Here is a 23,621-nt window from a genome sequence, read left to right as displayed (position 1 = left end):
GACGCGTCAATTGTGCACGGAAATTCTATGACCCTGTTGTCCGACATTGAATGGCGCAAAAGCGAAGACAAAATTGCCTATCCAGATGCTCTGGAGCAGATGGAGCAACGTAATGCGGCAATCCATCAAGGTGAGACGCCGGAACTGATCTGGCTTTTGGAACACCCTCCACTATACACCGCAGGAACGAGTGCTGATCCTTCTGAATTGCTAAGTCAGAAATTTCCAGTTTTTCAGACGGGCCGGGGAGGTCGACACACTTATCACGGACCAGGCCAACGGGTTGGTTACATCATGCTCAACCTGAAGAAGCGGCAAGCGGATGTGCGCAATTTCGTTCATGCGCTGGAGGATTGGGTCATCAGCGCCTTGGCAGAATTTGGTATCAATGCACGCGCGGTTGAAGGCCGAGTCGGAATCTGGTGCAACACACCTCAGGGGGAAGAAGCAAAAATTGGCGCGATTGGCATCCGAATCCGCAAATGGGTGACGATGCACGGGTTCTCGGTGAATATTGATCCTGATCTCAGCCACTTTGGTGGCATTGTTCCCTGCGGGATTAGCGAATATCCTGTAACCAGCCTGAAGCAATTAGGCGTCACCGCAACATTGAACGATTTCGACGCGGCCCTTAAGAAAACGGCACCTGATTTTCTTGCAGCAATTGATAAATAGCGAGAGCACGATATGTTACCGCTGAATCTGGTTTAGGAAAAACATGAAAAAATTTATCAAAGCTTCTGCAGTTTCCATCCTCACAATCGCAATTGCTTCTTGTTCCGGTGAAGCAGATGCCCCTGAGGCTGACACAGTTACCGAAACCCGCATGGATGAAGTAGATGTTATCGATGGGACAATCAGCGATGATATGGTCGATGTCGATGCGGAGAAAACTGGCGATGAGCTAGCCGAAGACGAAGGCACTGATGGAAGTGATGGTGAGACGGAAGAGTAAGCTCGACCTAAGCCAAACCCAAAATCTTATGGGTTTGTAGCGAAAGCCGCCATTTGGGGTTTTCCTGAACAAAAGCGATTGCCTCTGCCAAATTCTGCTTGCTGGTTTCTTCATCCAAGCGGGCGTCCATGGGCTGCAGCAGGTGGTTGGTGAAATCCCACTCCTGCATCGCTTTCCAGTCGCTTCCGGACTGCGGCCACACCAGTTTCAGTTCATCACCGGAACGCTGCACAGTCTCGCTCCCGGCTTTCGGACTTATGCATATCCAATCAATCGATCGAGGCACCGCCAGCGTTCCGTTAGACTCAATCGCAATTTCAAATCCGGCTGCATGGAGTGCGTCAATCAGGGCGGAATCGACTTGCAGCATGGGTTCGCCGCCGGTGAGCACGACAAAACGATCCTCCCGTCCATTGCCCCATTTCGCGGCGATCGCATCTGCAAAAGCAGCGGCATCTGGAAATCGTCCACCGCCCTCGCCATCCATTCCGACAAAATCGGTGTCGCAAAATTTGCAAACAGCAGTCGTCCGATCTTTTTCAAGACCTGACCATAAGTTACAGCCGGTAAAGCGCGCGAACACAGCTCGGCGCCCAGCTTTTACTCCTTCGCCTTGCAAGGTCAGAAATATCTCTTTGACCGCATAACTCATTATTTCAGCGCGTAGCGAGTGGGGTCTGCAATTCCCGCCTCCTCAAAGCCTTTTTGACGCAAGCGGCAGCTATCACAAAAACCGCAATGCAGATTTTCTTCTGCCGGATCGTAACAGGACCAGCTTAACGCCGGGTCTATATCCAGCCGCCGCGCTTCCTTGGCGATGTCGGCTTTGGTCATATATTGCAACGGCGTTTTTATAGTAAAACCGCTGCCCTGATCGCCTGCCTTTGTCGCGAGATCTGCAAGCCTTTCAAATCCCTCAATAAACTCAGGACGGCAATCCGGATAGCCGGAATAGTCCAATGCGTTGACACCGATAAATATGTCGCGAGCATCTCGCGCTTCCGCCAAACCAAGCGTCAAAGAGAGAAAAATGAGGTTTCGCGCCGGTACATAGGTCACCGGAATCTCGTTGCCGACACCCGATTTCGGAACGTCTATATCGTCAGTCAAAGCCGATCCGCCAAAACGACTAAGGTCCAATGGCAAAACGATATGTTCGTTAACATCCAGTTTCGCAGCGATCTGAACGGCCGACTGGAGCTCGATTTTGTGCCGCTGATTATAATCGATGGTCAACGCCACAATATCAAAACCTTGCTCACGTGCTATCGCGGCGGAAACCATGGAGTCGAGGCCGCCTGAAAGCAGCACGATGGCTTTTTTTCGATCTTGAGACATGGTCGCTCCGCTAATGCCCTTCGCTGAGACAATCAAGTGCTCAGACAAGTATTAACGCAAGCTTCAAGCGGGTGGGCCATAAAAAAATAGGCCGCCATTCCTTTGGAATGCGGCCCAGTAGGGGTTCTAGTCAAACCCGAAGGGAGAAAGTCATGTCGAAACATGATGATTTCGGTCTAAAAGAATATGGTTAATATTTGGTAAATTCCGTGCAGGCCCAACGCGAGTTAGCAAGTGCCGGTTCTACGGCCTTCCACACTAAAAGAAAAAGGCGCGTTGCCCTCGATGCCTTGCGACTGGATTTGCACCAGTCCGCTAGATTCGCGTTTAATCGTGGTGACACCGTGATCGGAGCTGCCGCATTTGTAGCTGACCCGAATGCTATTGGGCGTATCCTGAATCACATATCGTGAACAAGCCACTCCACTATGCTTGATTTGCAGTAAAATTCCAGGATCTCCGAGACAGACTTTCTGGCCGCCATTGTCGGAACCTCGAGCTTTCAGTGTCCACTCCCCTTTCTGCAAACTGTTCAGCAGTGCAAGTTCAGGGGCCTGCGCCGGTGCAGAAACGGAAAACGCCATAAATGCAGCGACTGATGCGCTGATAGCCTTTATCAGTGTTACGCCCTTCATTGCCTGGTTCCTTCTTTACTACCACCAACAAACGGTAAACCCGTCCAAAGGTGTCACTACTCGATGATTATGGCCAATATTGTGCCCAATTACGGCAATTGATTGTATGGTTTCGCCAAAAGCGAGAAAAATTGCCTGTTTGCTTCGAAATATCAGTTATTTAAGCTCGCGCTCGAAATCGTGAATTTCCTATTGCAAAATGCGCAATCAATGGAGATTTTCCCATCCGCGTCGACCATATCCTCCTTATCTTCTTTAGGGAATCGCGCAATCACATCCCTGATATGCTCTTCACTACAACGGCATCCCTTAACGAGCGGTTTACCGCTCAAAACTCTCACTTCGTCGCTCTCGCTAAACAGGCGCCAGAGCAAATCTTCCAGCGGCAATACAGGATTAACCAGCTCTTCAGGCTGCACGCTGCTGCCCATAATGGCGACATGCTCCCACTCGGGGTGGTTCATCCGGACATGCAAGCGCTCCTTGCCTTCCTCGCCATCCGGCAGATGCTGCACCAGCAACCCACCAACCACCGTACGATCATCCTCGACGTCGAGCGCAACGCGAATCACAGTGGGAATCTGTTCAGACTGCATGAAGTAGTTCTGTACAGCTTCGGCAAGACTGGCTCCTTCCAACGGGACAATCCCCTGCGAGCGGCCCCTTGGTTCAGGGTGATCAAAGGTTATCGCCAAATAACCTTTGCCAAATAATGCCATCAAGCTGGGTTCCAGGGGCTGACTGACAAGGCGCTCGGCATCGAACTGAATATAACCCCGTACATCGCCATCTTTATAATCACAGGCCAACAGGCTGATTACGCCGCTTTCGGTCTGGGCCTGCAACGTCAATTGCGCTTCTTCCTCTTTCAGAAGAGCCCCCAGCAACGCCGTCAAACACATGGCTTCTGCCAGCAAGGATCGTATCTGGAGCGGATAATTGTGCGCGGACAAAATATCCTCTAGCACAGGCCCCAACCTAACGGCCCTCCCACGACAATGTTTTGCGGGGATAGAGAATGACAGGTTCTTGTCGATCAACGTCGACAAATTTGGATCTTCAACCATCAGATTTGTCCAAAGGCCCAGCGCAAGACCGATTTTTGGGCGTGGATACGATTCTCCGCCTCATCCCAAACCAGGGACTGGGGACCATCAATGACCGAAGGCATCACCTCTTCACCGCGGTGGGCAGGAAGGCAGTGCAAAAACACCGCATCGGCCTTGGCCTTCTCCATAATCACATCATTGACCTGAAACGGCATCATCGCATCCATTTTTGCATCGGCATGCGCTTGCCCCATCGACACCCAGGTATCAGCAACAATGACGTCAGCTCCGGCCACGGCTTCCAAGGCGTCGCGGTAGATTGTAACCGTCGCTCCAGCAGCCTGCGCCGCGGTGATAAAGTCTTGATCGGGATCATAACCTTCCGGACAGCCTATGCGCACGTTAAATTTCATCAAGCCCGCGGCTTCGACGATGCTGTTGAGAACATTATTGCCGTCGCCCAACCACGCCACTTCAAGCCCGGGCAAAGCCTTCCCGTGTTCGATCAGAGTGAGCAGATCAGCGACTATCTGACAGGGATGAGACAGATCAGTCAGGCCATTTATCACCGGCACACTGGCATTGTCCGCCAGTTCTTCGATCTTCGCATGATCGTCCGTCCGGATCATTATGGCATCGCACATGCGCGACAGAACCTTGGCGGTATCGGCAACCGTCTCACCGCGTCCCAACTGCATCGAGCCGCTATCCATGACAATACTCGTGCCGCCCAATTGGCGGATCGCAATATCAAAAGATACACGGGTCCTGGTACTGCTCTTCTCAAAAATCATGGCCAGGACATGGTCGGCAAGCGGCGCATCTGCGTCCGTCTGGCCCTTGGGCCAGCTTTTACGTGCGTTCTTGCGATCCAGCGCATCGCCGAGCATCGCCGCAATAGCGTCACCGCCGGCATCGGACAGGTTCAGAAAATGCTGGGTCATGAGTCCGCAGCCTGATAATCAGCCGCGCCGGCGGAGAGTTTTTCAATGAACGTCGCGATGTGGGTTTCATCAATGTTGAGTGGCGGCAATATCCGCAATGTATTGTCGCCGGCTGCAACTGTCAGCAAGCCATGATTATCGCGTAAATGGGCCACAAAAGGACGGGACTCCTGTGTCATGGTAATACCAAGCATCAAACCATGTCCCCGTACGCCCTTGAACAGAGCCGGATAGTTCCCGATAAACTGCTCGATCGCCGCACGCAGCTTTCCGCCAACGTCCCGCACATGCGCGAGAAATTGGTCATTCGCAACCACATCCCAGACCGCATTGCCGGCCGCCATTGCCAGCGGGTTGCCGCCGTAGGTCGAGCCATGGGTGCCGGGAACCATGCCGCGAGCGGCCTCTTCGGTTGCCAGACAGGCTCCGAACGGAAAACCGCCGCCGATACCCTTGGCGCTGGCCATGATGTCAGGCTCAATATCGTAAAGCTCATGGGCATACAGGGCTCCAGTCCGGGCAACACCGCACTGCACTTCATCGAGGATCAACAATATGCCGTGCTCGTCCGCCAAGGCGCGCAGGCCTTTCATGAAGGCCTCGGATGCCGGGCGAATGCCGCCCTCACCCTGGATCGGCTCGACCAGGAAAGCAGCGGTCTTCGGACCTATTGCCGCTTCGGCTCCTGCCAGATCATCAAAGTCGACATATTTGAAGCCAGCAAGAAGGGGAGAAAAACCATGATGCATCTTCTCTTGATTGGATGCCGAGATGGTCGCCATCGTCCGCCCGTGAAAAGCATTTTTGAAGGTGATAATCTCAAACCGGTCGCTGCCCTGGGACTGGTGAAAGACTCGCGCCGTTTTGATCGCGCATTCCACCGCTTCCGCACCGCTATTGGTGAAGAACACCGTGTCCGCGAAGGTTGTATCGACCAGCCGCTGGGCAAGCTTTTCGCCTTGCGGGCTCCCATAGAGGTTTGACACGTGCATCAGTGTCGCAGCTTGCTCCTGTATCGCCTTTGTCAGATGGGGATGACCGTGGCCCAAAAGATTCACAGCAATACCGGTGGCAAAATCAAGTGCACGGCTGCCATCTTCGGAAATCAGCCAAGCGCCTTCACCTCGGACAGGACGAAAACCACACCGAGGATAAACGGGCATAAGCGGTGTAATAGTCATGGCTAGAATCCTTTTATGATAAAACAGAAAAGGCGACCCGATTGGCCGCCTCTTTCAAGCATCGCTGCTTATATGCATGAACTCGATAACGGTCAATCATTGCAGAATGACTGGGCAGCTATTCAAACGACTTCCGTTTAATCGATTCAGGCAATCAAACAGAATGTTTTAATTGATTTAGCTGGCTGACGATTCTGTATTATAACAGCTATCAGTTGCAGTTATGCATGACCCCACAAACCAAAAGGAGAGACTTAAATGGATATGAAAACACCCGGAGCCAAGATCGAAGGTTGCCCCATGGGCTTTGATGGCGGGGTGCGTGAGCTACTCGGCCGACAAAATCGTGACTGGTGGCCAAATCAGATACCCGTCGATATCCTGACCCAAGGTGGCACGTCCCCCGACCCTATGGGTAAGGACTTCAATTACGCGGAAGCATTCAAGTCGATTGACTATCAAGGCTTGAAGAATGATTTGACCGCATTGATGACTGACAGCCAGTCTTGGTGGCCAGCAGATTATGGTCATTATGGTCCCTTCTTCATTCGTATGGCATGGCATGCCGCTGGTACTTATCGGACCGCCGACGGTCGGGGCGGTGCAGGCGAAGGTCAGCAACGTTTTGCGCCGCTTAACTCCTGGCCCGATAACGGCAATCTGGACAAAGCGCGTCGCTTGCTCTGGCCGGTCAAACAGAAATATGGCGAGAAGATCAGCTGGGCTGATTTGTTCATTCTAGCCGGCAACGTCGCCATCGAATCAATGGGCGGTCCCGTCTTTGGATTTGGCGGCGGTCGTGCCGACACGTTCGAGCCACAGCGCGACATTTACTGGGGCAACGAAGACAAGATGGTCAATGAAGGTGTGCAAACCCGCATTGACCCCGACCAGGACCTGCTGCTTGAAAATCCACTGGCAGCGATTCAAATGGGACTGATCTATGTGAACCCAGAAGGTCCGGGCGGAAATCCCGATCCTGCCCTGTCCGCTCGCGATATGCGTGAAACCTTTGCCCGTATGGCCATGAATGACGAAGAGACTGTCGCATTGACCGCCGGCGGTCACGCGTTCGGTAAGGCGCATGGCGCAGGTGATGCCAGCCTTGTTGGTGTTGAACCAGAAGGCGGCGATATCACGGCTCAGGGCTTTGGCTGGCTCAGCACGCATGGAACCGGTGTCGGCGGCGATGCCATCACATCTGGTCTGGAAGGCAGCTGGTCTTCAACGCCGACCCAGTGGAATGGCAATTATTTCCGCCTGCTGCTGGACTATGAATATGAGTTGGTTAAGAGCCCGGCGGGTGCCCAGCAATGGCAACCGATCGACCAGAAGGAAGAAGATATGGCTCCACATGCCGCTGATCCTTCCAAAAAGGTTCCAACCATGATGACCACCGCCGACATGGCGCTGAAAGTCGATCCGGATTATCGCAAGATTTCCGAGCGCTTTCGCAATGATCAGGCGGCATTGGACGACGCCTTTTCTCGTGCCTGGTTCAAGCTGTGTCACCGCGACATGGGTCCAAAAGCCCGCTACCACGGTCCGGAAGTCCCTGCGGAAGATCTGATCTGGCAGGACCCCGTTCCAGCTGGCCAGAGCATTAGCGACGGCGATGTTGCGAGCTTGAAATCGGCCATATTGGACAGCGGTCTGACGATCAGCGAGCTGGTTAAAGCAGCCTGGGCTTCGGCATCCACCTATCGCGGTTCAGATCATCGCGGCGGTGCCAATGGCGCCCGCGTTCGTCTGGCTCCGCAAAAAGACTGGGCAGCCAATGATCCGGCTGAACTCGGCAAGGTGATTTCCAAACTGGAAGAGATCAAAGGCGACAGCAATGTCAGTATTGCCGACCTGATCGTTCTGGGTGGAACGGCAGCGGTGGAGAAAGCGGCGAAAGATGCTGGCTTCAATATCGATGTGCCGTTCGCAAGCGGACGCGGCGATGCCACGGACGAGATGACCGATGCCGAGAGCTTTGAGCCGCTTGAGCCTAAAGCCGATGCATTCCGCAACTATCTTTGCGCCAAACATAGCGTTCCGACCGAAGAACTGATGCTGGACCGTGCGTCCCTGCTCAACCTCAGCGCGCCGGAAATGACGGTGCTGGTTGGCGGCCTGCGGGCGCTTGGTGCCAATAGCGGCAACAGCACCCACGGCGTCTTGACGGATCGTCCGGGTCAATTGACCAACGACTTTTTCGTCAACATGCTCGACATGAACACCGTTTGGGAAGCTGTGGATGGCAGTGGTGAAGAAGAGTTTGTAGGCAAGGATCGGAGCAGCGGTGAACAACGCTGGACCGGAACCCGCGCTGACCTCGTCTTCGGATCCAACTCCCAGCTGCGCGCGCTAGCCGAAGTTTATGCAGAAAGCGGCCATGAAGAGAAGTTTGTTCAAGACTTCGTCGCGGCCTGGACCAAGGTTATGAACGCGGATCGTTTCGACCTCGCGTAAACAGGCCTTACGGCTGCAGACTTAAAGACGGCTCGCTGGGAAACTGGCGAGCCGTTTTTTATAGCTTGGCTTTGGACGCTGCCCAATTCTGTCCGTCAAACTTGGTGATCTTCGGTTCCAAATCATGCCCCGCATCCAGACAGTTATAATTGACGCTCCAGCAATCAGGATGTGATCGCGGCTGATAGAAGCTTTTTATGCCGCAATGGCGACAAAACAGATGATCAGCTTCCCCACTGCCAAATTTATAGCTTGTCAGGTCACTCTCGCCTTGCAGAAGATCAAACTGATCATGCGGGATGAACAAATGCAGAAAGCCTGTGCGCGCACAAATCGAGCAATTGCAATCGAGCATTTCCGGCTGTGCCTCGGCTTGCGCAGCGAACCGCACGGCGCCACAATGGCAACCGCCAGCGACGTCAATCATGCCCCAACCAATATTTCGTGAATGTCGATGCGATTTTCCAGGGTTCTGTGCACCGGACATTTTCCCGCGATTTCCATCAGCTTTTGCCGTTGCTCTTCGGTCAGATCACCGTGCAATGTTATGGACCGATCAATCACATCAATGCGATTGTCATCATTGTTGCAGGTCGCGCAATCTGCAACATGATCGCGGCTATGCTCCAGTTCGATATGCACACCTTCCAAAGGGATGCCTTTGCGGTCGGCATACATTTTCATCGTCATCGAGGTGCAGGCCCCCAATGCAGCGAGCAACAGATCATAAGGCGACGGACCTGTATCGTCTCCGCCAAATGACTCGGGTTCATCGGCAAGAAAAACATGTTTTCCTACCCGAACCGTCTGTTGAAACTTCCCGCTGGCGCTCTCTACTGAGACGATGGAAGGATTGGCCATATTCTACTCCACAGTTACCGATTTCGCGAGATTGCGAGGTTGATCGACGTCCGTACCCTTGGCCACTGCCACATGATAAGCAAGCAACTGTACGGGCACGGCATAAACGAGAGGCGCGATAAGCGGATGAACCTTTGGCATCTCGATAGTCGCCATACACCCCTCGCCCGCTTCGGCCAAACCGGCTGCATCGGAAATCAGCACAACCTTGCCACCGCGCGCCATCACTTCCTGCATGTTGCTGACCGTTTTTTCGAATAACGGGCCGGATGGCGCCAGCACGATCACCGGCACCGCTTCATCAATCAGCGCAATGGGGCCGTGCTTCATTTCGCCCGATGCGTAACCTTCGGCATGGATATAGCTTATTTCTTTGAGCTTCAGCGCTCCTTCCAGCGCCAACGGGTAATCTGGACCGCGGCCCAGATAGAGCACATCCCGTGCCGGCGCGATCAAATGGGCCATATCGGCTATGTCCTCGTCATGAGCGAGCGCTGCATTTAGTGCAGCTGGTGCTTCGGTCAGATGCTCGACGACTTCATGCTCTTCATCACGGGTCATCTTGCCTTTAACCACGGCAAGATGCGCGGCCAGCGCCGCCAATACGGCCAACTGGCAAGAAAAGGCCTTGGTCGAAGCCACGCCGATTTCCGGGCCAGCATGGGTTGGTAGCAAAAGATCTGCCTCGCGTGCCATGGAACTAGTCGGGACATTGACCACCACTGCAATTTTTTGGCCTTGCTCCTTACTGTGGCGCAACGCGGCTAGCGTGTCAGCGGTCTCGCCAGACTGTGAGATAAACAGCGCCAGCCCGCCCGGCTCCAGGACCGGATCGCGATAACGAAATTCCGATGCCACATCCAAATCCACCGGCACCCGTGCAAAGGTTTCGAACCAATATTTGGCTACCATCCCGGCATAGTAGCTCGTGCCGCAAGCGACGATGGTGATCCGCCTGATATCCTTGAGATCAAAATCCATCTGCGGCAGCGCGACTTGCTGCTCGAGTGGCCGGATGTAGCTTTGCAGGGTTTGCGCCACCACCGTTGGCTGCTCGAAAATTTCTTTCTGCATATAGTGGCGATATTGCCCCTTCTCGATGGTTGCCGCCGACACACCAGAGGTTGTCACCTCGCGCTCCACGGGATTGTTGGTGCTGTCGAAAATCTGGGCGCCGTCACCGTTAATTACAACCCAATCGCCTTCTTCCAGATAGGCTATTTTCTGAGTCAGCGGGGCCAATGCCAGCGCATCTGACCCTAGATAGGTCTCACCTTCGCCATAACCGACCACCAGAGGCGATCCGAGCCGCGCACCGATCAACAGATCCGGATTGGACTTGAACGCAATCGCCAGCGCAAAGGCACCGCGCAGCTGCGGCAATACCGTCTGCACAGCTTCTTGCGGAGATTTGCCAGCCTCGACCTGCTCACTGACCAGATGCGCCACAACTTCAGTATCAGTTTCGCTTTCAAAGCTGCGACCCCGCGCCGATAATTTCTCGCGCAGCGGCTTGAAATTCTCGATAATACCATTGTGAACCAGAGCCACTTCACTGGTCGCATGCGGATGGGCGTTGCTCGTCGTAGGCGCGCCATGGGTGGCCCAACGGGTATGGGCAATGCCGATCATTCCCGGAGCATCTTCCTTTTTCAGCGCTTCGACGAGGTTGACCAGCTTGCCCTCGGCGCGACGGCGGATCAGCTTGCCTTCATGAACCGTACAGACGCCGGCGCTGTCATAACCGCGATATTCCATCCGCTTCAGGCCATCAACGAGACGATCCGAGACCGCATCCTTGCCAACAATTCCGATAATTCCGCACATAGTTCTGAAGCTTTCTTCTTAAAGAGTATAGGGGACGCGAATGCCCGGCATTTCCGCCGGAAAGTCACGTGTATTTCGGGTGATCAAGATGCGCCCGGTAAGCTGGGCAGAGGCTAGAATGACGGCATCCATGGCTTTCAACCGCCGCCGGTCACTGCGCAGCAAGGCTGCCCGCCGACCAATTTCTTCATTCACCTCAATGATATTGAAAAAGGACAGAAAGGCTTCCGCCCGATCGCCATCGTCCGGCAGCGCGCGAGTCAGCACTTCAACCCAGGTCAAGCGACTGATATAGCGGCGGTCATAGCGTTGCAGCTCGACATTGGCGCGGCCAACATCGTTCAGCGCATCAAACAGAATGTTACTATCGAATACCGCTTCGTTCACGAGCCGTCCTTCTTGCGATAGCGTTCGGCTTCACGGTCATCATCAGCGTCGAAAAGATCGGGAAATTCCTTGCGCACATCCCAATAGTCAGGGTCCCAGGGCCGTGTCCAGGACGCGCGCTCGCGCCGCTGCCATGCTACCGGGTCACCCACTTCCCGCCGTTCACGCCACATACCGAAATATTTCTCAATCCCCTGCTTCGACGCATCCGCCCGAAACGCCGCTACCGCGTCACGCAGCAACTGCGCCCGCGACGTCCCCTGCGCCGCCGCCTGTGCGTCGAGCCACTGAACATCTTCTTCGGATAGATCGGCAAGTATGCGAGTCATGATATATTGATATCATATCATGATATCATGTCAAGTTTAACTGGATTGCGGCAAGATATAGATATTTCTGTCCAGCCCGTCCGGAAAAGAACGCCGCTTCTCGACGACACCGCCAAGCTTCTCTACAAGCCGCCGAGCTGGAATATTCTCATCATTCATGTACGTTCGTACCGCGTCCCATTCGAGGTGGTCGTAGCCAAAGCCGATAACAGCCTTGGAAAGCTCCATTGCCAAGCCCTGCCGCCGGAAATCGGGCGTGATCCACCAGGTCAATTCCGGACAAGGCCATCCTTGCGGATAGACCAGACCGGCTCCGCCCACCATATTTCCGGATTCCTTGTGATAAGCGGACCACATTCCGAAGCCGCGGATCGTCCAGTGGCCGATATCATATGCCAACTTCCGCCAGGCTTGTTCCGCGTTTAACGGGCCTCCGTAGGCCGCCGATCCAACTTTATCGGCATAAAATCTGCGGTAGACGTCAAAATCATCTTGCGCCGGGGCGCAAAGAAACAGTCTTTCCGTTTCGATTTCGGGAATACTCACCGTTTGATGGTCACTTCCCAGCCTTCTTCTTTGCACTCACCGTGTTAAACCGGTCCGCCCAACCTTTTTTCGCGGTTTGTTCAGCCCGCACCAGCGCCAGATCGCCGGCTTCCACGTCCTTAGTCAGCGCCGCTCCAGCACCGACTATGGCACCGTCACCAATTGTCACCGGCGCTACCAATGCGCTGTTGCTGCCGATAAATGCGCCCTTGCCGATCTTTGTTTTATACTTGAAATAGCCATCATAATTGCAGGTGATCGTGCCCGCGCCGATATTGGCCCCCTCGCCCACTTCCGCGTCACCCAGATAGGTCAGGTGATTGGCCTTGGCGCCCTTGCCCAGCACCGCCTTTTTCATCTCGACAAAATTGCCGACTTTAGAACCTTCCTCGAGCACCGCGCCCGGTCGCAATCTTGCGAACGGCCCGACATTGGTATTCGCTCCGATAGACGCCCCCTCGATATGGCTATGGCCATAGATTCGCGCACCGCTAGCTACCGTGACGCCGGGTCCAAAAAAGACATTCGGTTCTATTACAACATCTGAAAAAACTTTTGTATCATGCGAAAACCAAACAGTTTCTGGCGCAATCAAACTCACTCCATCTGCCATCACCTGCGCACGCCGACGCTGCTGCCATTCTCCCTCGACGGCCGCCAGTTCGGCGCGGCTGTTTACGCCCGCGACCTCGGCTGGATCATCCACCTCAATGACCGCACTGGCCTGCCCTGGCAGCATCACGATATCCGGCAGATAATATTCGCCGGCCGCGTTGTCATTGCCGATCTGGTCGAGCAGGATGAACAGGTCGGTCGCCCGCGCCGCCATCAACCCGCTGTTGCACAGGTTGACCGCGCGCTCGGCCTCACCCGCGTCCTTATATTCAACCATTTTTTCGATCTCGCCCTGATCGCTGGCTATGATCCGGCCGTAAGCGCCGGCATCATCGGGACGAAAGCCAAGCACGACCGCACGCGGGTCGGTGCCGTCGTTCAGCCGCGCAATCATGGCCTGCATGGTGTCAGCGCCGACCATCGGCACATCACCGTAGAGGATCAATACATCGCCAGCGAAACCTTTCAGCGCATCATGCGCCTGCGCCACTGCATGGCCCGTGCCGAGCTGATCTTCCTGCACCGCGATGGCGACATTGCGCCCCTCGACGCTCGCCTCGATCTGCTCACGCCGCGCACCGACCACGACAACCATACGCTCCATGCCGATAGAGTCGACCGTATCGAGCAAATGATGGAGCATTGGCTTCCCGGCAATCGGATGCAACACCTTGTGCGTCTCCGATTTCATCCGCGTGCCTTGTCCGGCGGCTAATATAATGGCTGCTAAAGGACGGTCACTCATGCCAAAAACTCCGAATATCCTGTTCCAACGCTGAATTTGCGCCCCATGCCATGATGCGGTTGCTTATGCCAGCAAGATCGGTTCTATGCAGGGACTATGACAGAAATTTCTTTCGATATCATTGGCTTTGATCTGGATGGAACCTTGCTCGACACCAGCATGGAACTGGCCGCTTCTCTCAACCACGCGCTGGACAGAGCTGACCGGCCGCAAGTGGACGAACGATCCATCCGGTCTTTGGTTGGCATGGGCGCGCGGCACATGCTGGAAATGGCACTGGAACAGTCCGGTGGCAGCGACAAGGATCTGGTCAAAAGCCTGATGCCCGTCCTGATTGACCATTACGAGGCCAATCTGGGAAATAATGCGCCAGCTTTTGCCGGATTGATCGGGGCGATGGATATGTTGCAGGAACAGGGCGTTAAACTGGCGGTAGTGACGAACAAATTCGAAAGTCTCGCAGTGAAGCTGCTCACCAATGTCGGAATGATTGATCGCTTTGAGACGGTCATTGGCGGCGATACAATGGGGAAAGGTCGCAGCAAACCTAAACGGGATCCGATTGACGAGATGATCCGGCGCTGCGGTGGGACAGTAGACCGAACGCCCGCAGCTTTTATCGGCGACAGCATTTTCGACATCAAAGCCGCTCAAAATGCAGGCATCGCAAATGTCGCTGTCAGCTTTGGTTTTCTGCATCAGCCCGTCGAAGAACTCGGCGCAGACGCGATTATCGATCATTATGACGAATTGGTTCCCACCCTGGTCACATTGAGTCGCTAACGGTCAGCCCTTGCGCCACTTGGTCCACAAATGACGGACCAACATCAACGGCGGCATTCTGAGCCAATGAGAGCGGATATAGAAGGCTTGCCGTGTGAACTTTCGGGTTTCCCTCCCCCATCCGTCACGCGCGAGTAACCGCCGGATATAAAGATAATCAGCGAATTTCCTATGGCCCGCACGATATTTATAGACTGGCGTATCATAAAGGCGGGCAGCTAGGCGCAAAGACCGCGCCAGATGCGGCTCGAGCTGATGCAATCTCGCTCGCACGCCCAATTCGGTCCAGAATCCCTCATCAGCTTCAGCAAATTGCCGGACAAGCCTGTCGATGTCCCAAAGATTGCGCAAGCCGCCTGCCAGATCACCATCTGCAAAAAGATGAGCGACACTGTGTAGCACCATGTCCGCTGGCGCCATGACATAAAAACCCGATTCTAGCCGGATCGCCGCATCGAGCATGGCCTGAGGGTTTGGCGTCGGTTTGGCGGTCAGCGGTAAAGTCGTGTGATGCACATCGATCATCCGGTCGCGATCGCGGTGGATCAACGGCGGTAGCTCATGCATATGTTTGCGATAATATTGATCGTCATAAGGGTCCGGCTTTACCCATTCCCAACCCGCATCCAGCAACGCCTCTTCAACAGCGGGCAGCGAATCTTGTGCGACCATGATATCAAGATCACCAATGCTTCGACCAACCCCCGCATCAAGATCCGCCGCGACATAGGCGGTGCCTTTCATCAGCACGACCTTGCCATTTAGCGGCGCAAGAGCCCGGCGCGCGCAATCTGCCTCCCAAAGCGCTTGTTGTCTTGCAAGGTCAGTAGCTTGAATCGCATCTTTCAGAATGGGCCCAACTTGCTCCGGGACAGCAATTTCGGCCAACCGATGGGCAAGACTGCCGATGAGCGACTCTGCTCGGGCAATGCTGATCAGGTTGGTCCATCCAGCACCATCAAGTGAGAGAACCGTCTCTGGTTCGCGCAAGGCATCGACCAAAGGTTGAGCATCGCGCATCATGGGAGCTTGCTCCACAAGCTATCGATCAGCTCTTCAGCCTGATCGCCCGACTGATAGTCCATCGCTCTCGTGGGAACTGTATCAACAAACTGAGTCAATGCCCGAAAGCCTGTCTCTCCAAGAGCCACATAGTTGGTCGATGCCTGGGTCAGCCGAACAAATATCTCGCTCTTGCCCATGTCGCGTAGAGCAGGATCATGACCAAAGCGCGGAAACAGAAGCAATGCAGGCTTGGCGGCGTCCACCATTCTGTCCACCGCATCCAGCGGCGGGACGATATGGCGGATGTCTCCTTTCGGCGTCCCCTTCATCAAGGGGCCAAAACGATTTTCAGGCACAATTGCTTGCATTGCCGCAATTGCCTCATTTTTGAGGCTGATCAACCGAGGGAAGCTGTGCGCCATGCCGGTGTCCGGATTGAGCAAGGCAAATTCATCGCCCATAAATCGCCAGCCTTTTTCCGCGAGCATGGCGGATAGCGTCGACTTTCCCGAACCTGACAAGCCGGTCATTAGCAATGCCTTACCATCCTTTTCGACACTGCTGGCGTGCAGCAAAAGATGCCGCCGCCAACCCAGTGCCATTTGGAGATTCATACCCATTTCCGCAGCCAATAGGCTTTGATCAAGCGGGAGCGGCGCAGCATCAGGAAGCCAAAAATCACCGGAGATGTGAACAGAAGGCCGAAAATAGCGCCGCCAAGGTTTTTTAGGCTCCAACCGGACGGTGAAGTCAGCGTAGCCATCCTGTGACGTTGGATAGTCCTTGTAGAGGGCTGCCAGTTGATCGAGAGGCCGCCGCCAGGTCGACGCCAACCGAAATCGCGTTGGCCCAACCGTAAGATAGAGCTGATGCATGCGCACCACCGGTTTTAAACCTGTTCCACAAGGCCAAGCGAACACAGCTCGACAAGCCTCGCCAGCACAATATCAGCGGCGGCGCCGCTGTCCTCCAGATCATAGCTATCAGACAGTCTGCCCGCGATATCCTCGGCCGTCAGAGCATCCTTGTTCATAACCGCCAGTATTGCGGGTACCGGGTCTACAACCATATGAGTGATACCCGATGATTTCTGGAAAATCAGCGTCATACTGTCCAGCGGATGCTGGATCAGCCCTTCGGAGGGGGCGGCGCGATAAAGCTGGCTCATTGGCGGTTACACTATTCCTGATCACGGCAAATCATACGAAAAAGCCATTAGCATGAATATGTTAATAAGCATTGGCTTTGAAGCCAAAATTCAGTGCAAAGCTATCGCGGCATTTGCAGAGATGCGTAGCAGGTAAAGCCGCTTTGCCCGGACTGGAGCCGCCGGATATAGTTCACATAGGCTTTGGATTGATCATAGGATGTGCCTGGTAGAGACCGGCCATTCATCGCGCGCTTCACTTCTTCACCGGTAAAATTCCGGCCTGCGGGCGGAAATGCACCCGGCGTATCTGGTGATACAATTTTTCCGTCAGGACCGATATACCCACCCGCGGCATGATTTCCCGGGACCGGAATTTCACAATTCAGCACCGAACCAGCGGTCTGCGCTAAAGCCGGCTTGATACTAACAACCGCCGAAGCCGTCACGGCCCCCATCATCAGCGCACGGCGGCGAGTGACGATCGCAGCATTCTGAGAATCGTCCTGGGAATCTGCAGTTTCCCCATTCTGGGTTGGATTATCGGTCATCAAGTATATTTTCCTCTGAACTTAGCCCTTAAAGAGAAAAACGATTAAATGCGAGTGAACAGTCGCAACAGCAAATCGTCGTCCATAAACGGGACAAATTGGCTAAAACCGTTAATACCTGAGATTTGATTGCAATCTCCGGATGAGCATCATCGACTACAATTTTTACATAGCCGTTGCTGTTTCTGTGCAAACCCGCCTAAACAAGCGGACCGAATTCCAGCGCAACGGCAAATATGAACACAATTTCCCCATTTCGGCTGATTTTTGCGATTCTCCTGATCATCGGGGGATCAGTTTTGGCTGCTCAGACTTCCGCTGCACTGATGAAAATTATAATTATGTCGGCATTTGGAATCGTCGCCCTTGCCATTGTTGCCTTGGAAGATCGTGCACCGCCGCCACCAGATTTCAACGCGCTGGAACGGCAAAAAAAACGGCTACTATTCCAAGGTAGAGCGGAAGCTTACCAAGATGTGGTTGATCCCATTACCGACCCGATTTTACTTATCCGCAACGCCAAAGTAGCGATGGCTAATCCGGCTGCGAAAAATTTTCTAGGCAATCATATTATCGGAGAGGATGTGCGGGTCGCGATTCGTCATCCGGCAGCTGCCGACCGCTTGGCCAATCCCAATGCCGAACATACAGGAGAACCCATTTTATTAGTCGGAGTCGGCAGTGCTGATCAGCGTTGGGAGTTACGAATTCATGCACTGGATGACGGACTAAAGCTGGTTCAGTTGTCAGACCAAAGCAGCCGCTACGCCGCAGAACGTATGCGTACTGATTTCGTGGCCAATGCCAGTCACGAACTGCGTACGCCATTGGCGGCCATAAAAGGTTTTATCGAGACTCTGGAGAACCCCGAAGCAGGCAAAGATGAAGACACACGTGCACGTTTTCTGACAATCATGTATCGTGAAGCCGACCGCATGCAGCGATTGGTCGAAGATCTGATGTCGCTGTCCCGTATAGAAGCCGAAAAATATCAATTACCCGCAGAGCCAGTTGATCTGGCCAAGCTTGTGGCAGAAGTGAGAACGGTTTTTCTGAACGGTCGTAGCAAAAATGAAGACAATTTTGTTATGTCTCTGCCCGACAACTTGCCGATGATCCAGGGCGACCATGCGCAGATATCCCAGCTGCTTCATAATCTGGTCAGCAATGCCATTAAATATGGACGACGGGGTACGCCTGTATCAGTTGCAGTCAAACCCAACCGAAATGGCTCGATGCTTCGCCTGTCCGTGACGGATCAAGGCGATGGAATAGCTGCAGAGCATATTCCGCGACTAACGGAACGTTTTTTACCGCGTAGACAAAGGGCGGAGCAAATCGATCGGTGGAACCGGGCTGGGGCTAGCCATTGTCAAGCATATCACCGAACGGCACGGCGGCCGGATGGAAGTAACTAGTGAACAAGGCGTTGGCACGACTGTCGCAATATTCCTGCCGGTTATCAAACCACAGGGCGGAAGCATCACCATACCCGATGTAATATAAGTGTCATAAATATGTAATCATTAGGACACTGCGGACTTTTAAATGCTGTGCAACCGGCCAGAAATCAGGACCGATTCTTGGCCAATTTTTTTTAACACTCCATAGAAAACGGGGACGGTAAAATGTTTAAGAAAATCGCTCTTTTGGCGGTATCAACACTCGCCTTGGCGGCATGTCAGGATCAGGCTTCTGGTGGACAGGGCGGAACACGCAGTGAAGTTCGCATTGTCGGTTCTTCAACCGTCTTCCCTTTCGCTAAAGCGGTGGCGGAACAATTTAGCGCTGGTGGAGCAAACACGTCACCCATCCTGGAATCAACCGGCACCGGCGGCGGAATGAAGCTATTCTGCGCAGGCGTTGGAGCCAATACTCCTGATATTGCCAACGCATCGCGGCGGATGAAGGTAACCGAGTTTGAAATGTGCAAGGAAAACGGCGTCACTGATGTGATCGAAGTGCAAATCGGAATTGACGGCATCGCGATTGCACAAGCCAATGAAGGCCCATCGATCAAATTGACGCCGACGCAAATATATGAAGCCATTGCAGAACGACCATTTGGTAAAAAGAATGAGACGAAAAACTGGTCCGATATTGATCCTTCACTCCCTAATATCGCAATCAGTGTTTATGGCCCACCATCAACGTCTGGCACACGTGATGCACTTACCGAGTTGATCATGGAAGTCGGCTGCAAAACCGACGCCGCAACCAAAGCGTTGAAAGACACAAATGAAGATGAATATGACGCTATCTGCCATGATGTCCGTGCCGACGGTGCCTATATCGATGCCGGTGAGAATGATAACCTGATCGTCCAGAAGTTGAAGGCAAACCCAAACAGTCTTGGAATTTTTGGCTATAGCTTTCTGGAGGAAAATACCGACTCAGTCCGCGGCGTTGCGGTTTCCGATGTAGAACCTGCTTATGACGCCATTGCATCTGGTGAATATCCAGGAGCGCGACCGCTTTATATCTATGCTAAAAAGCAGCATGTAGGTGTTATCCCTGGTCTTCAGGAGTATTTGACAGAGTTCGTCAGTGCTGGTGGGTCTGATGGCTACCTTATTAAAGCTGGCCTGATCGCATCACCTGATGACATTCGAACACAAATGGCCGACACTGTAAAAAGTCTGCCAGTCTTGACCGGTGATGAACTGAAATAATTTGCTAGCGGAATGCGGGCCGCTTTCTTAAAGGGTCCGCATTCCGCTATACCTATTCCTAACCAAGGATCAGTTATTCTACCGTGACAGGCTCCATACTCTTCATGCTGATCATTGTCCTTGGTGGCATTGCGTGGTTTTTCGGCCGCGTCAAAGCCAGCCGTTTTTCAGCTGACAACAAAAAAAGGGGAGCTGTACACTCACTCCCCAATTATCATGGTTGGTATGTCGCCCTTTGGGCTATCGGCCCTGCCCTTTTATTTCTTATGATCTGGAACACGGCTAGCCCGGCGCTCATCACCGATGCGGCGTTGTCCAGCCCAGCGGCAGAACAACTCCCACAAGATCCTTTCGCGCGAGGCGCCATATTAGCGGAAGCGCGCTCCATCGCATCGGGGCAACAAGTTCAAGCCTTTAACCCTCTCTCTCAATCCATGGTTGAACCTTATCGAACCGCAATATCCTATTATCGGACACTCGGGATGGTTGCTGCGCTCTTGTTGGTGTTTGCCTGCGGTGCTTTCGGATGGCTTAGACTAAAGCCGGAACTCAGGGCACGTACAAAGATTGAACGCGCAACCATGCTGCTGCTGCTTTTTGCCTCGCTCATCGCCACCATTACCACCATCGGTATATTTGTATCATTGATCTTTGAATCGGCGCGATTCTTTTCGATGGTATCTCCCATCGACTTTTTATTCGGAACCGAATGGAATCCCAAGGCCGTCGCAGGGCCACGGGGCGAGACTGGATTCGGTGCAATTCCTCTATTTTGGGGCACTGTGTTTATCGGCGCTATCATTGCGATGATAGTTGCCATCCCGCTGGGTTTGATGAGCGCAATTTATCTCACCCAATATGCACCACCTAATTTTCGCGCATGGATGAAACCGATTTTGGAGGTACTCGCTGGCGTTCCGACGGTTGTTTATGGCTATTTTGCAGCTTTGACTGTTGCGCCGGCCCTGAGGGATTTTGCGGTTTCCATCGGCATTAGCGGAGCCTCTTCAGAATCCGCACTGGCTGCTGGTGTAGTTATGGGCATCATGATCATACCCTTTGTTTCCTCTATGGCTGATGATAGCATTGCCGCGGTTCCCAGTGCGATGCGTGATGGATCGCTCGCCATGGGCGCGACAAAGAGTGAAACCATAAAAAAGGTCCTCATTCCGGCTGCTTTACCGGGTGTGGTCGGTGGCGTTTTGCTCGCCGTAAGTCGTGCCATTGGTGAAACGATGATCGTTGTTATGGCTGCAGGTCTCGCTGCAAATATGACCGCCAATCCGTTTTCTAGTGTAACAACTGTAACGACCCAGATCGTTAAACTGCTGACCGGTGATCAGGAATTTGACAGTCCCAAAACTCTTGCCGCCTTTGCGCTTGGGCTCGTGCTGTTCATAGTAACCCTTCTGCTCAACCTCATCGCCCTTAGAGTCGTCAAAAAATATCGAGAAGCTTATGAATAGCAGCGCGACCTTTGTGGAAGAACGGAACCCCACGGATTGGCAGAGCCGTGCGATGCAACAGCGCATTCGCAAGCGCTATGCCGCCGAACGACGATTCAAGGCGCTGGGTATCAGTGCGATCATATTATCAGCGGGCTTTCTGGCATTTTTGATGATCGTGATGGTCGGAAACGGCCTGCGCGGCTTTACCCAAACTGAACTACCAGTCGAAATTGACTTTCCTGCCATGACGGGAGGCGCCTCTGCAGATCAGTTTAAAGGAGCAAATGGCCCGGCCAATCTCAGGACATTGGGTGTTCAGGATATTGTAAACACCAGTGTTCAAATTCAATATGGCGAAGAAGGCAGCGAATTGTTCTCAGCTGGCGGGTGGCAGGCCGTCAATCAAGAGATACTGAAAAACCCCCAGATTGTAGAAACAAAAACGACGCTATACCTGCCGGTCGAATCAGAAATTGATGTCGCGTTTAAAGGAAGTGGCAGCGAGACTGCGGAAGACATGGTCGCCGAGTTGAAAGACCAGTTGAGCACTGGATTTAACTGGAATTTCTTGACCAATTCTGACGCGACTGACCCGATGCAAGTCGGGATATGGGGGGCGCTGAAAGGTTCATTGATAACAATGTTCATCACATTGCTCATTGCCTTCCCGATAGGTGTACTTTCTGCCCTTTATCTTGAAGAATATGCGCCAAAAAACCGTTTCACCGACTTGATTGAGGTTTCCATCAACAATCTTGCTGCCGTTCCATCGATTATCTTTGGTTTGCTTGGTTTGGCTGTATTCCTCAATCTCTTTGGTTTGCCGCGATCCGCTGCACTGGTAGGGGGGCTAACGCTGGCTCTTATGACCATGCCGGTAATCGTGATATCCGGGCGCAATGCCGTCAAAGCCGTACCTCCATCTATTCGTGAGGCGGCTTTGGGCATAGGTGCCAGCCAAATGCAGGTTGTCTTTCATCATGTTCTACCGCTCGCCCTGCCCGGCATCCTAACAGGTACGATTATTGGTATGGCCCGGGCCTTGGGCGAAACGGCGCCTTTGCTGATGATTGGTATGCGCGCCTTTATCGCTACACCACCGGGCGGTATTGTTGAACCTGCCACCGTTCTACCGGTGCAAATTTTCCTTTGGTCGGATGAGGTAAATCGCGGCTTTGTCGAAAAAACCTCGGCGGCAATTATTGTGCTGCTACTATTCCTTCTCACAATGAACGCTCTTGCGATATATCTACGCAATCGTTTTGAAACCCGCTGGTAGATCGTGATATGACAGAATTATTAGACAGTACCAGTTCCAGTGAAAGTCCAATCATGACAGAGACCACAGCTTCCGCCATTTCTGCTGGCGATGGACCATTGAAAATGACAACCCGCAATGTGGATGTTTTTTATGGTGAGAAACAGGCGATCAAAGATGTGTCCATTGATGTTACTATGGACAACGTCACTGCATTCATTGGCCCTTCCGGTTGCGGGAAATCTACCTTTCTGCGCTGCTTGAACCGGATGAATGACACTATTCCCATTGCTAGGGTGACCGGCGACATTACCTTGGAAGGCGAGGATATTTACGCACCGAAGATGGATGTCGTGCAACTGCGAGCACGGGTCGGGATGGTTTTTCAAAAACCCAATCCATTTCCCAAGTCCATTTATGACAATATCGCTTATGGCCCCCGTATTCACGGGCTTGCCAGCAGCAAGGATGAGCTCGACAATATTGTAGAAACGTCGCTGCAGAGGGCGGGTCTTTGGGGTGAGGTACAAGATCGGTTACAGGACAGCGGAACCGCCCTATCCGGCGGTCAACAGCAAAGGCTGTGTATCGCCCGTGCTATCGCAGTTGACCCCGAAGTAATCTTGATGGACGAGCCTTGTTCAGCGCTTGATCCCATCGCAACGGCGAAGATTGAGGAACTGATCCACGAACTGCGCGGGAAATATGCTATCGTAATCGTGACACATAATATGCAGCAAGCTGCCCGGGTGTCGCAACGTACCGCCTTCTTCCATTTGGGAACTTTGGTGGAATATGGCGTAACGTCCGACATATTCACTAATCCTACGGAAGAGAAAACGCGGGACTATATTACCGGACGCTACGGCTAAGCGAACTGCAAAGGGA

27 protein-coding genes are annotated in these 23,621 nt (G+C 53.3%); 10 read left to right on the top strand and 17 right to left on the bottom strand.

The genetic code is table 11. From position 1 onward, the window contains the following. Nucleotides 1-27: 27 nt before the first annotated feature. Both lipB and AC6I9Z_RS10250 read left to right on the top strand, forming a co-directional pair. Entirely contained in the window at nt 28-675 is a 648-nt protein-coding gene (gene lipB / locus AC6I9Z_RS10255; RefSeq protein ID WP_461455757.1) for a lipoyl(octanoyl) transferase LipB, read from the top strand. A 43-nt stretch (nt 676-718) separates the two neighbouring features. After that, nucleotides 719-955, top strand: coding sequence for a hypothetical protein (locus tag AC6I9Z_RS10250; protein WP_461455756.1), 237 nt, complete (start codon nt 719-721; stop codon nt 953-955). 7 nt (nt 956-962) lie between these two features. Here AC6I9Z_RS10250 and queE read toward each other — a convergent pair whose 3' ends face one another. From queE to AC6I9Z_RS10220, 6 genes are all read right to left on the bottom strand, one after another. Further along, nucleotides 963-1,607: a 7-carboxy-7-deazaguanine synthase gene (queE, locus tag AC6I9Z_RS10245; RefSeq protein ID WP_461455755.1), complete on the bottom strand. Its 645-nt coding sequence runs from the start codon at nt 1,605-1,607 to the stop codon at nt 963-965. Next, nucleotides 1,607-2,293: a 7-cyano-7-deazaguanine synthase QueC gene (queC, locus tag AC6I9Z_RS10240; RefSeq protein ID WP_461455754.1), complete on the bottom strand. Its 687-nt coding sequence runs from the start codon at nt 2,291-2,293 to the stop codon at nt 1,607-1,609. Before queC ends, queE begins: the two co-directional genes overlap by 1 nt. Nucleotides 2,294-2,520: 227 nt before the next feature. Beyond that, nucleotides 2,521-2,928: a hypothetical protein gene (locus AC6I9Z_RS10235; RefSeq protein WP_461455753.1), complete on the bottom strand. Its 408-nt coding sequence runs from the start codon at nt 2,926-2,928 to the stop codon at nt 2,521-2,523. A gap of 152 nt (nt 2,929-3,080) precedes the next feature. Then, the gene (gene hslO, locus AC6I9Z_RS10230) at nt 3,081-3,995 is read right to left on the bottom strand and encodes an Hsp33 family molecular chaperone HslO (protein ID WP_461455752.1); all 915 of its coding nucleotides are present in this window, start codon (nt 3,993-3,995) and stop codon (nt 3,081-3,083) included. After that, entirely contained in the window at nt 3,995-4,921 is a 927-nt protein-coding gene (argF, locus tag AC6I9Z_RS10225) for an ornithine carbamoyltransferase (RefSeq protein WP_461455751.1), read from the bottom strand. The genes hslO and argF overlap by 1 nt, the downstream gene beginning before the upstream one ends. After that, the gene (locus tag AC6I9Z_RS10220; RefSeq protein ID WP_461455750.1) at nt 4,918-6,102 is read right to left on the bottom strand and encodes an aspartate aminotransferase family protein; all 1,185 of its coding nucleotides are present in this window, start codon (nt 6,100-6,102) and stop codon (nt 4,918-4,920) included. The genes argF and AC6I9Z_RS10220 overlap by 4 nt, the downstream gene beginning before the upstream one ends. A 258-nt stretch (nt 6,103-6,360) precedes the next feature. Here AC6I9Z_RS10220 and katG point away from each other — a divergent pair, with 258 nt between their 5' ends. Continuing rightward, complete coding sequence (gene katG / locus AC6I9Z_RS10215; protein WP_461455749.1) at nt 6,361-8,559, top strand: catalase/peroxidase HPI; 2,199 nt, start codon at nt 6,361-6,363, stop codon at nt 8,557-8,559. Between the two features lie 58 nt (nt 8,560-8,617). On the opposite strand, the gene AC6I9Z_RS10210 is transcribed toward katG, so the two are convergent. The 7 genes from AC6I9Z_RS10210 to glmU are packed head-to-tail and all read right to left on the bottom strand — an operon-like array spanning nt 8,618 to nt 13,869. Then, nucleotides 8,618-8,986, bottom strand: coding sequence for a GFA family protein (locus AC6I9Z_RS10210; RefSeq protein ID WP_461455748.1), 369 nt, complete (start codon nt 8,984-8,986; stop codon nt 8,618-8,620). Then, on the bottom strand, nt 8,983-9,420 hold the full coding sequence (locus AC6I9Z_RS10205; RefSeq protein WP_461455747.1) for an OsmC family protein: 438 nt from the start codon (nt 9,418-9,420) through the stop codon (nt 8,983-8,985). Before AC6I9Z_RS10205 ends, AC6I9Z_RS10210 begins: the two co-directional genes overlap by 4 nt. Nucleotides 9,421-9,423: 3 nt before the next feature. Continuing rightward, nucleotides 9,424-11,247, bottom strand: coding sequence for a glutamine--fructose-6-phosphate transaminase (isomerizing) (gene glmS, locus AC6I9Z_RS10200; protein ID WP_461455746.1), 1,824 nt, complete (start codon nt 11,245-11,247; stop codon nt 9,424-9,426). Nucleotides 11,248-11,265: 18 nt separating this feature from the next. Further along, nucleotides 11,266-11,634 carry a type II toxin-antitoxin system VapC family toxin gene (locus AC6I9Z_RS10195; protein WP_461455745.1) on the bottom strand — a complete coding sequence of 123 codons (369 nt, stop codon included), beginning with the start codon at nt 11,632-11,634 and terminating at the stop codon, nt 11,266-11,268. Continuing rightward, nucleotides 11,631-11,963: a CopG family transcriptional regulator gene (locus AC6I9Z_RS10190; protein ID WP_461455744.1), complete on the bottom strand. Its 333-nt coding sequence runs from the start codon at nt 11,961-11,963 to the stop codon at nt 11,631-11,633. Before AC6I9Z_RS10190 ends, AC6I9Z_RS10195 begins: the two co-directional genes overlap by 4 nt. Before the next feature lie 36 nt (nt 11,964-11,999). After that, nucleotides 12,000-12,509, bottom strand: coding sequence for a GNAT family N-acetyltransferase (locus tag AC6I9Z_RS10185; protein ID WP_461455743.1), 510 nt, complete (start codon nt 12,507-12,509; stop codon nt 12,000-12,002). A gap of 10 nt (nt 12,510-12,519) precedes the next feature. Beyond that, nucleotides 12,520-13,869 (bottom strand): bifunctional UDP-N-acetylglucosamine diphosphorylase/glucosamine-1-phosphate N-acetyltransferase GlmU, encoded by a 1,350-nt coding sequence (gene glmU / locus AC6I9Z_RS10180; RefSeq protein WP_461455742.1) that lies wholly within the window; start codon nt 13,867-13,869, stop codon nt 12,520-12,522. A 96-nt stretch (nt 13,870-13,965) separates the two neighbouring features. On the opposite strand from glmU, the gene AC6I9Z_RS10175 reads away from it, so the two are divergent. Continuing rightward, the gene (locus AC6I9Z_RS10175) at nt 13,966-14,652 is read left to right on the top strand and encodes an HAD-IA family hydrolase (protein WP_461455741.1); all 687 of its coding nucleotides are present in this window, start codon (nt 13,966-13,968) and stop codon (nt 14,650-14,652) included. A gap of 3 nt (nt 14,653-14,655) precedes the next feature. On the opposite strand, the gene AC6I9Z_RS10170 is transcribed toward AC6I9Z_RS10175, so the two are convergent. From AC6I9Z_RS10170 to AC6I9Z_RS10155, 4 genes are all read right to left on the bottom strand, one after another. Further along, the gene (locus AC6I9Z_RS10170; protein WP_461456892.1) at nt 14,656-15,672 is read right to left on the bottom strand and encodes a nucleotidyltransferase domain-containing protein; all 1,017 of its coding nucleotides are present in this window, start codon (nt 15,670-15,672) and stop codon (nt 14,656-14,658) included. Beyond that, on the bottom strand, nt 15,672-16,532 hold the full coding sequence (locus AC6I9Z_RS10165; protein ID WP_461455740.1) for an HprK-related kinase A: 861 nt from the start codon (nt 16,530-16,532) through the stop codon (nt 15,672-15,674). The genes AC6I9Z_RS10170 and AC6I9Z_RS10165 overlap by 1 nt, the downstream gene beginning before the upstream one ends. Nucleotides 16,533-16,546: 14 nt before the next feature. Further along, entirely contained in the window at nt 16,547-16,825 is a 279-nt protein-coding gene (locus AC6I9Z_RS10160; protein WP_461455739.1) for an HPr-rel-A system PqqD family peptide chaperone, read from the bottom strand. Between the two features lie 101 nt (nt 16,826-16,926). After that, nucleotides 16,927-17,355, bottom strand: coding sequence for a hypothetical protein (locus AC6I9Z_RS10155; protein WP_461455738.1), 429 nt, complete (start codon nt 17,353-17,355; stop codon nt 16,927-16,929). A 326-nt stretch (nt 17,356-17,681) separates the two neighbouring features. On the opposite strand from AC6I9Z_RS10155, the gene AC6I9Z_RS10150 reads away from it, so the two are divergent. The 6 genes from AC6I9Z_RS10150 (at nt 17,682) to pstB (ending at nt 23,605) form a co-directional block, all read left to right on the top strand. Continuing rightward, nucleotides 17,682-18,773, top strand: coding sequence for a sensor histidine kinase (locus AC6I9Z_RS10150; protein WP_497810853.1), 1,092 nt, complete (start codon nt 17,682-17,684; stop codon nt 18,771-18,773). Next, nucleotides 18,697-18,861 (top strand): ATP-binding protein, encoded by a 165-nt coding sequence (locus AC6I9Z_RS10145; RefSeq protein WP_497811340.1) that lies wholly within the window; start codon nt 18,697-18,699, stop codon nt 18,859-18,861. Before AC6I9Z_RS10150 ends, AC6I9Z_RS10145 begins: the two co-directional genes overlap by 77 nt. Nucleotides 18,862-18,983: 122 nt before the next feature. Beyond that, the gene (locus AC6I9Z_RS10140) at nt 18,984-20,027 is read left to right on the top strand and encodes a substrate-binding domain-containing protein (RefSeq protein ID WP_461455736.1); all 1,044 of its coding nucleotides are present in this window, start codon (nt 18,984-18,986) and stop codon (nt 20,025-20,027) included. An 83-nt stretch (nt 20,028-20,110) separates the two neighbouring features. Beyond that, nucleotides 20,111-21,493 carry a phosphate ABC transporter permease subunit PstC gene (pstC, locus tag AC6I9Z_RS10135; protein ID WP_461455735.1) on the top strand — a complete coding sequence of 461 codons (1,383 nt, stop codon included), beginning with the start codon at nt 20,111-20,113 and terminating at the stop codon, nt 21,491-21,493. Beyond that, entirely contained in the window at nt 21,486-22,754 is a 1,269-nt protein-coding gene (pstA, locus tag AC6I9Z_RS10130; RefSeq protein WP_461455734.1) for a phosphate ABC transporter permease PstA, read from the top strand. Before pstC ends, pstA begins: the two co-directional genes overlap by 8 nt. 53 nt (nt 22,755-22,807) lie before the next feature. Beyond that, nucleotides 22,808-23,605, top strand: a complete 798-nt coding sequence (gene pstB, locus AC6I9Z_RS10125) for a phosphate ABC transporter ATP-binding protein PstB (protein WP_109357728.1) — start codon at nt 22,808-22,810, stop codon at nt 23,603-23,605. Nucleotides 23,606-23,621 lie beyond the last annotated feature (16 nt).

The sequence above is a fragment of the Parasphingorhabdus sp. genome, from assembly GCF_059726685.1.
The sequence above is the reverse complement of the archived record's forward strand: the minus strand, read 5'-3'. Positions and strand labels throughout refer to the sequence as shown.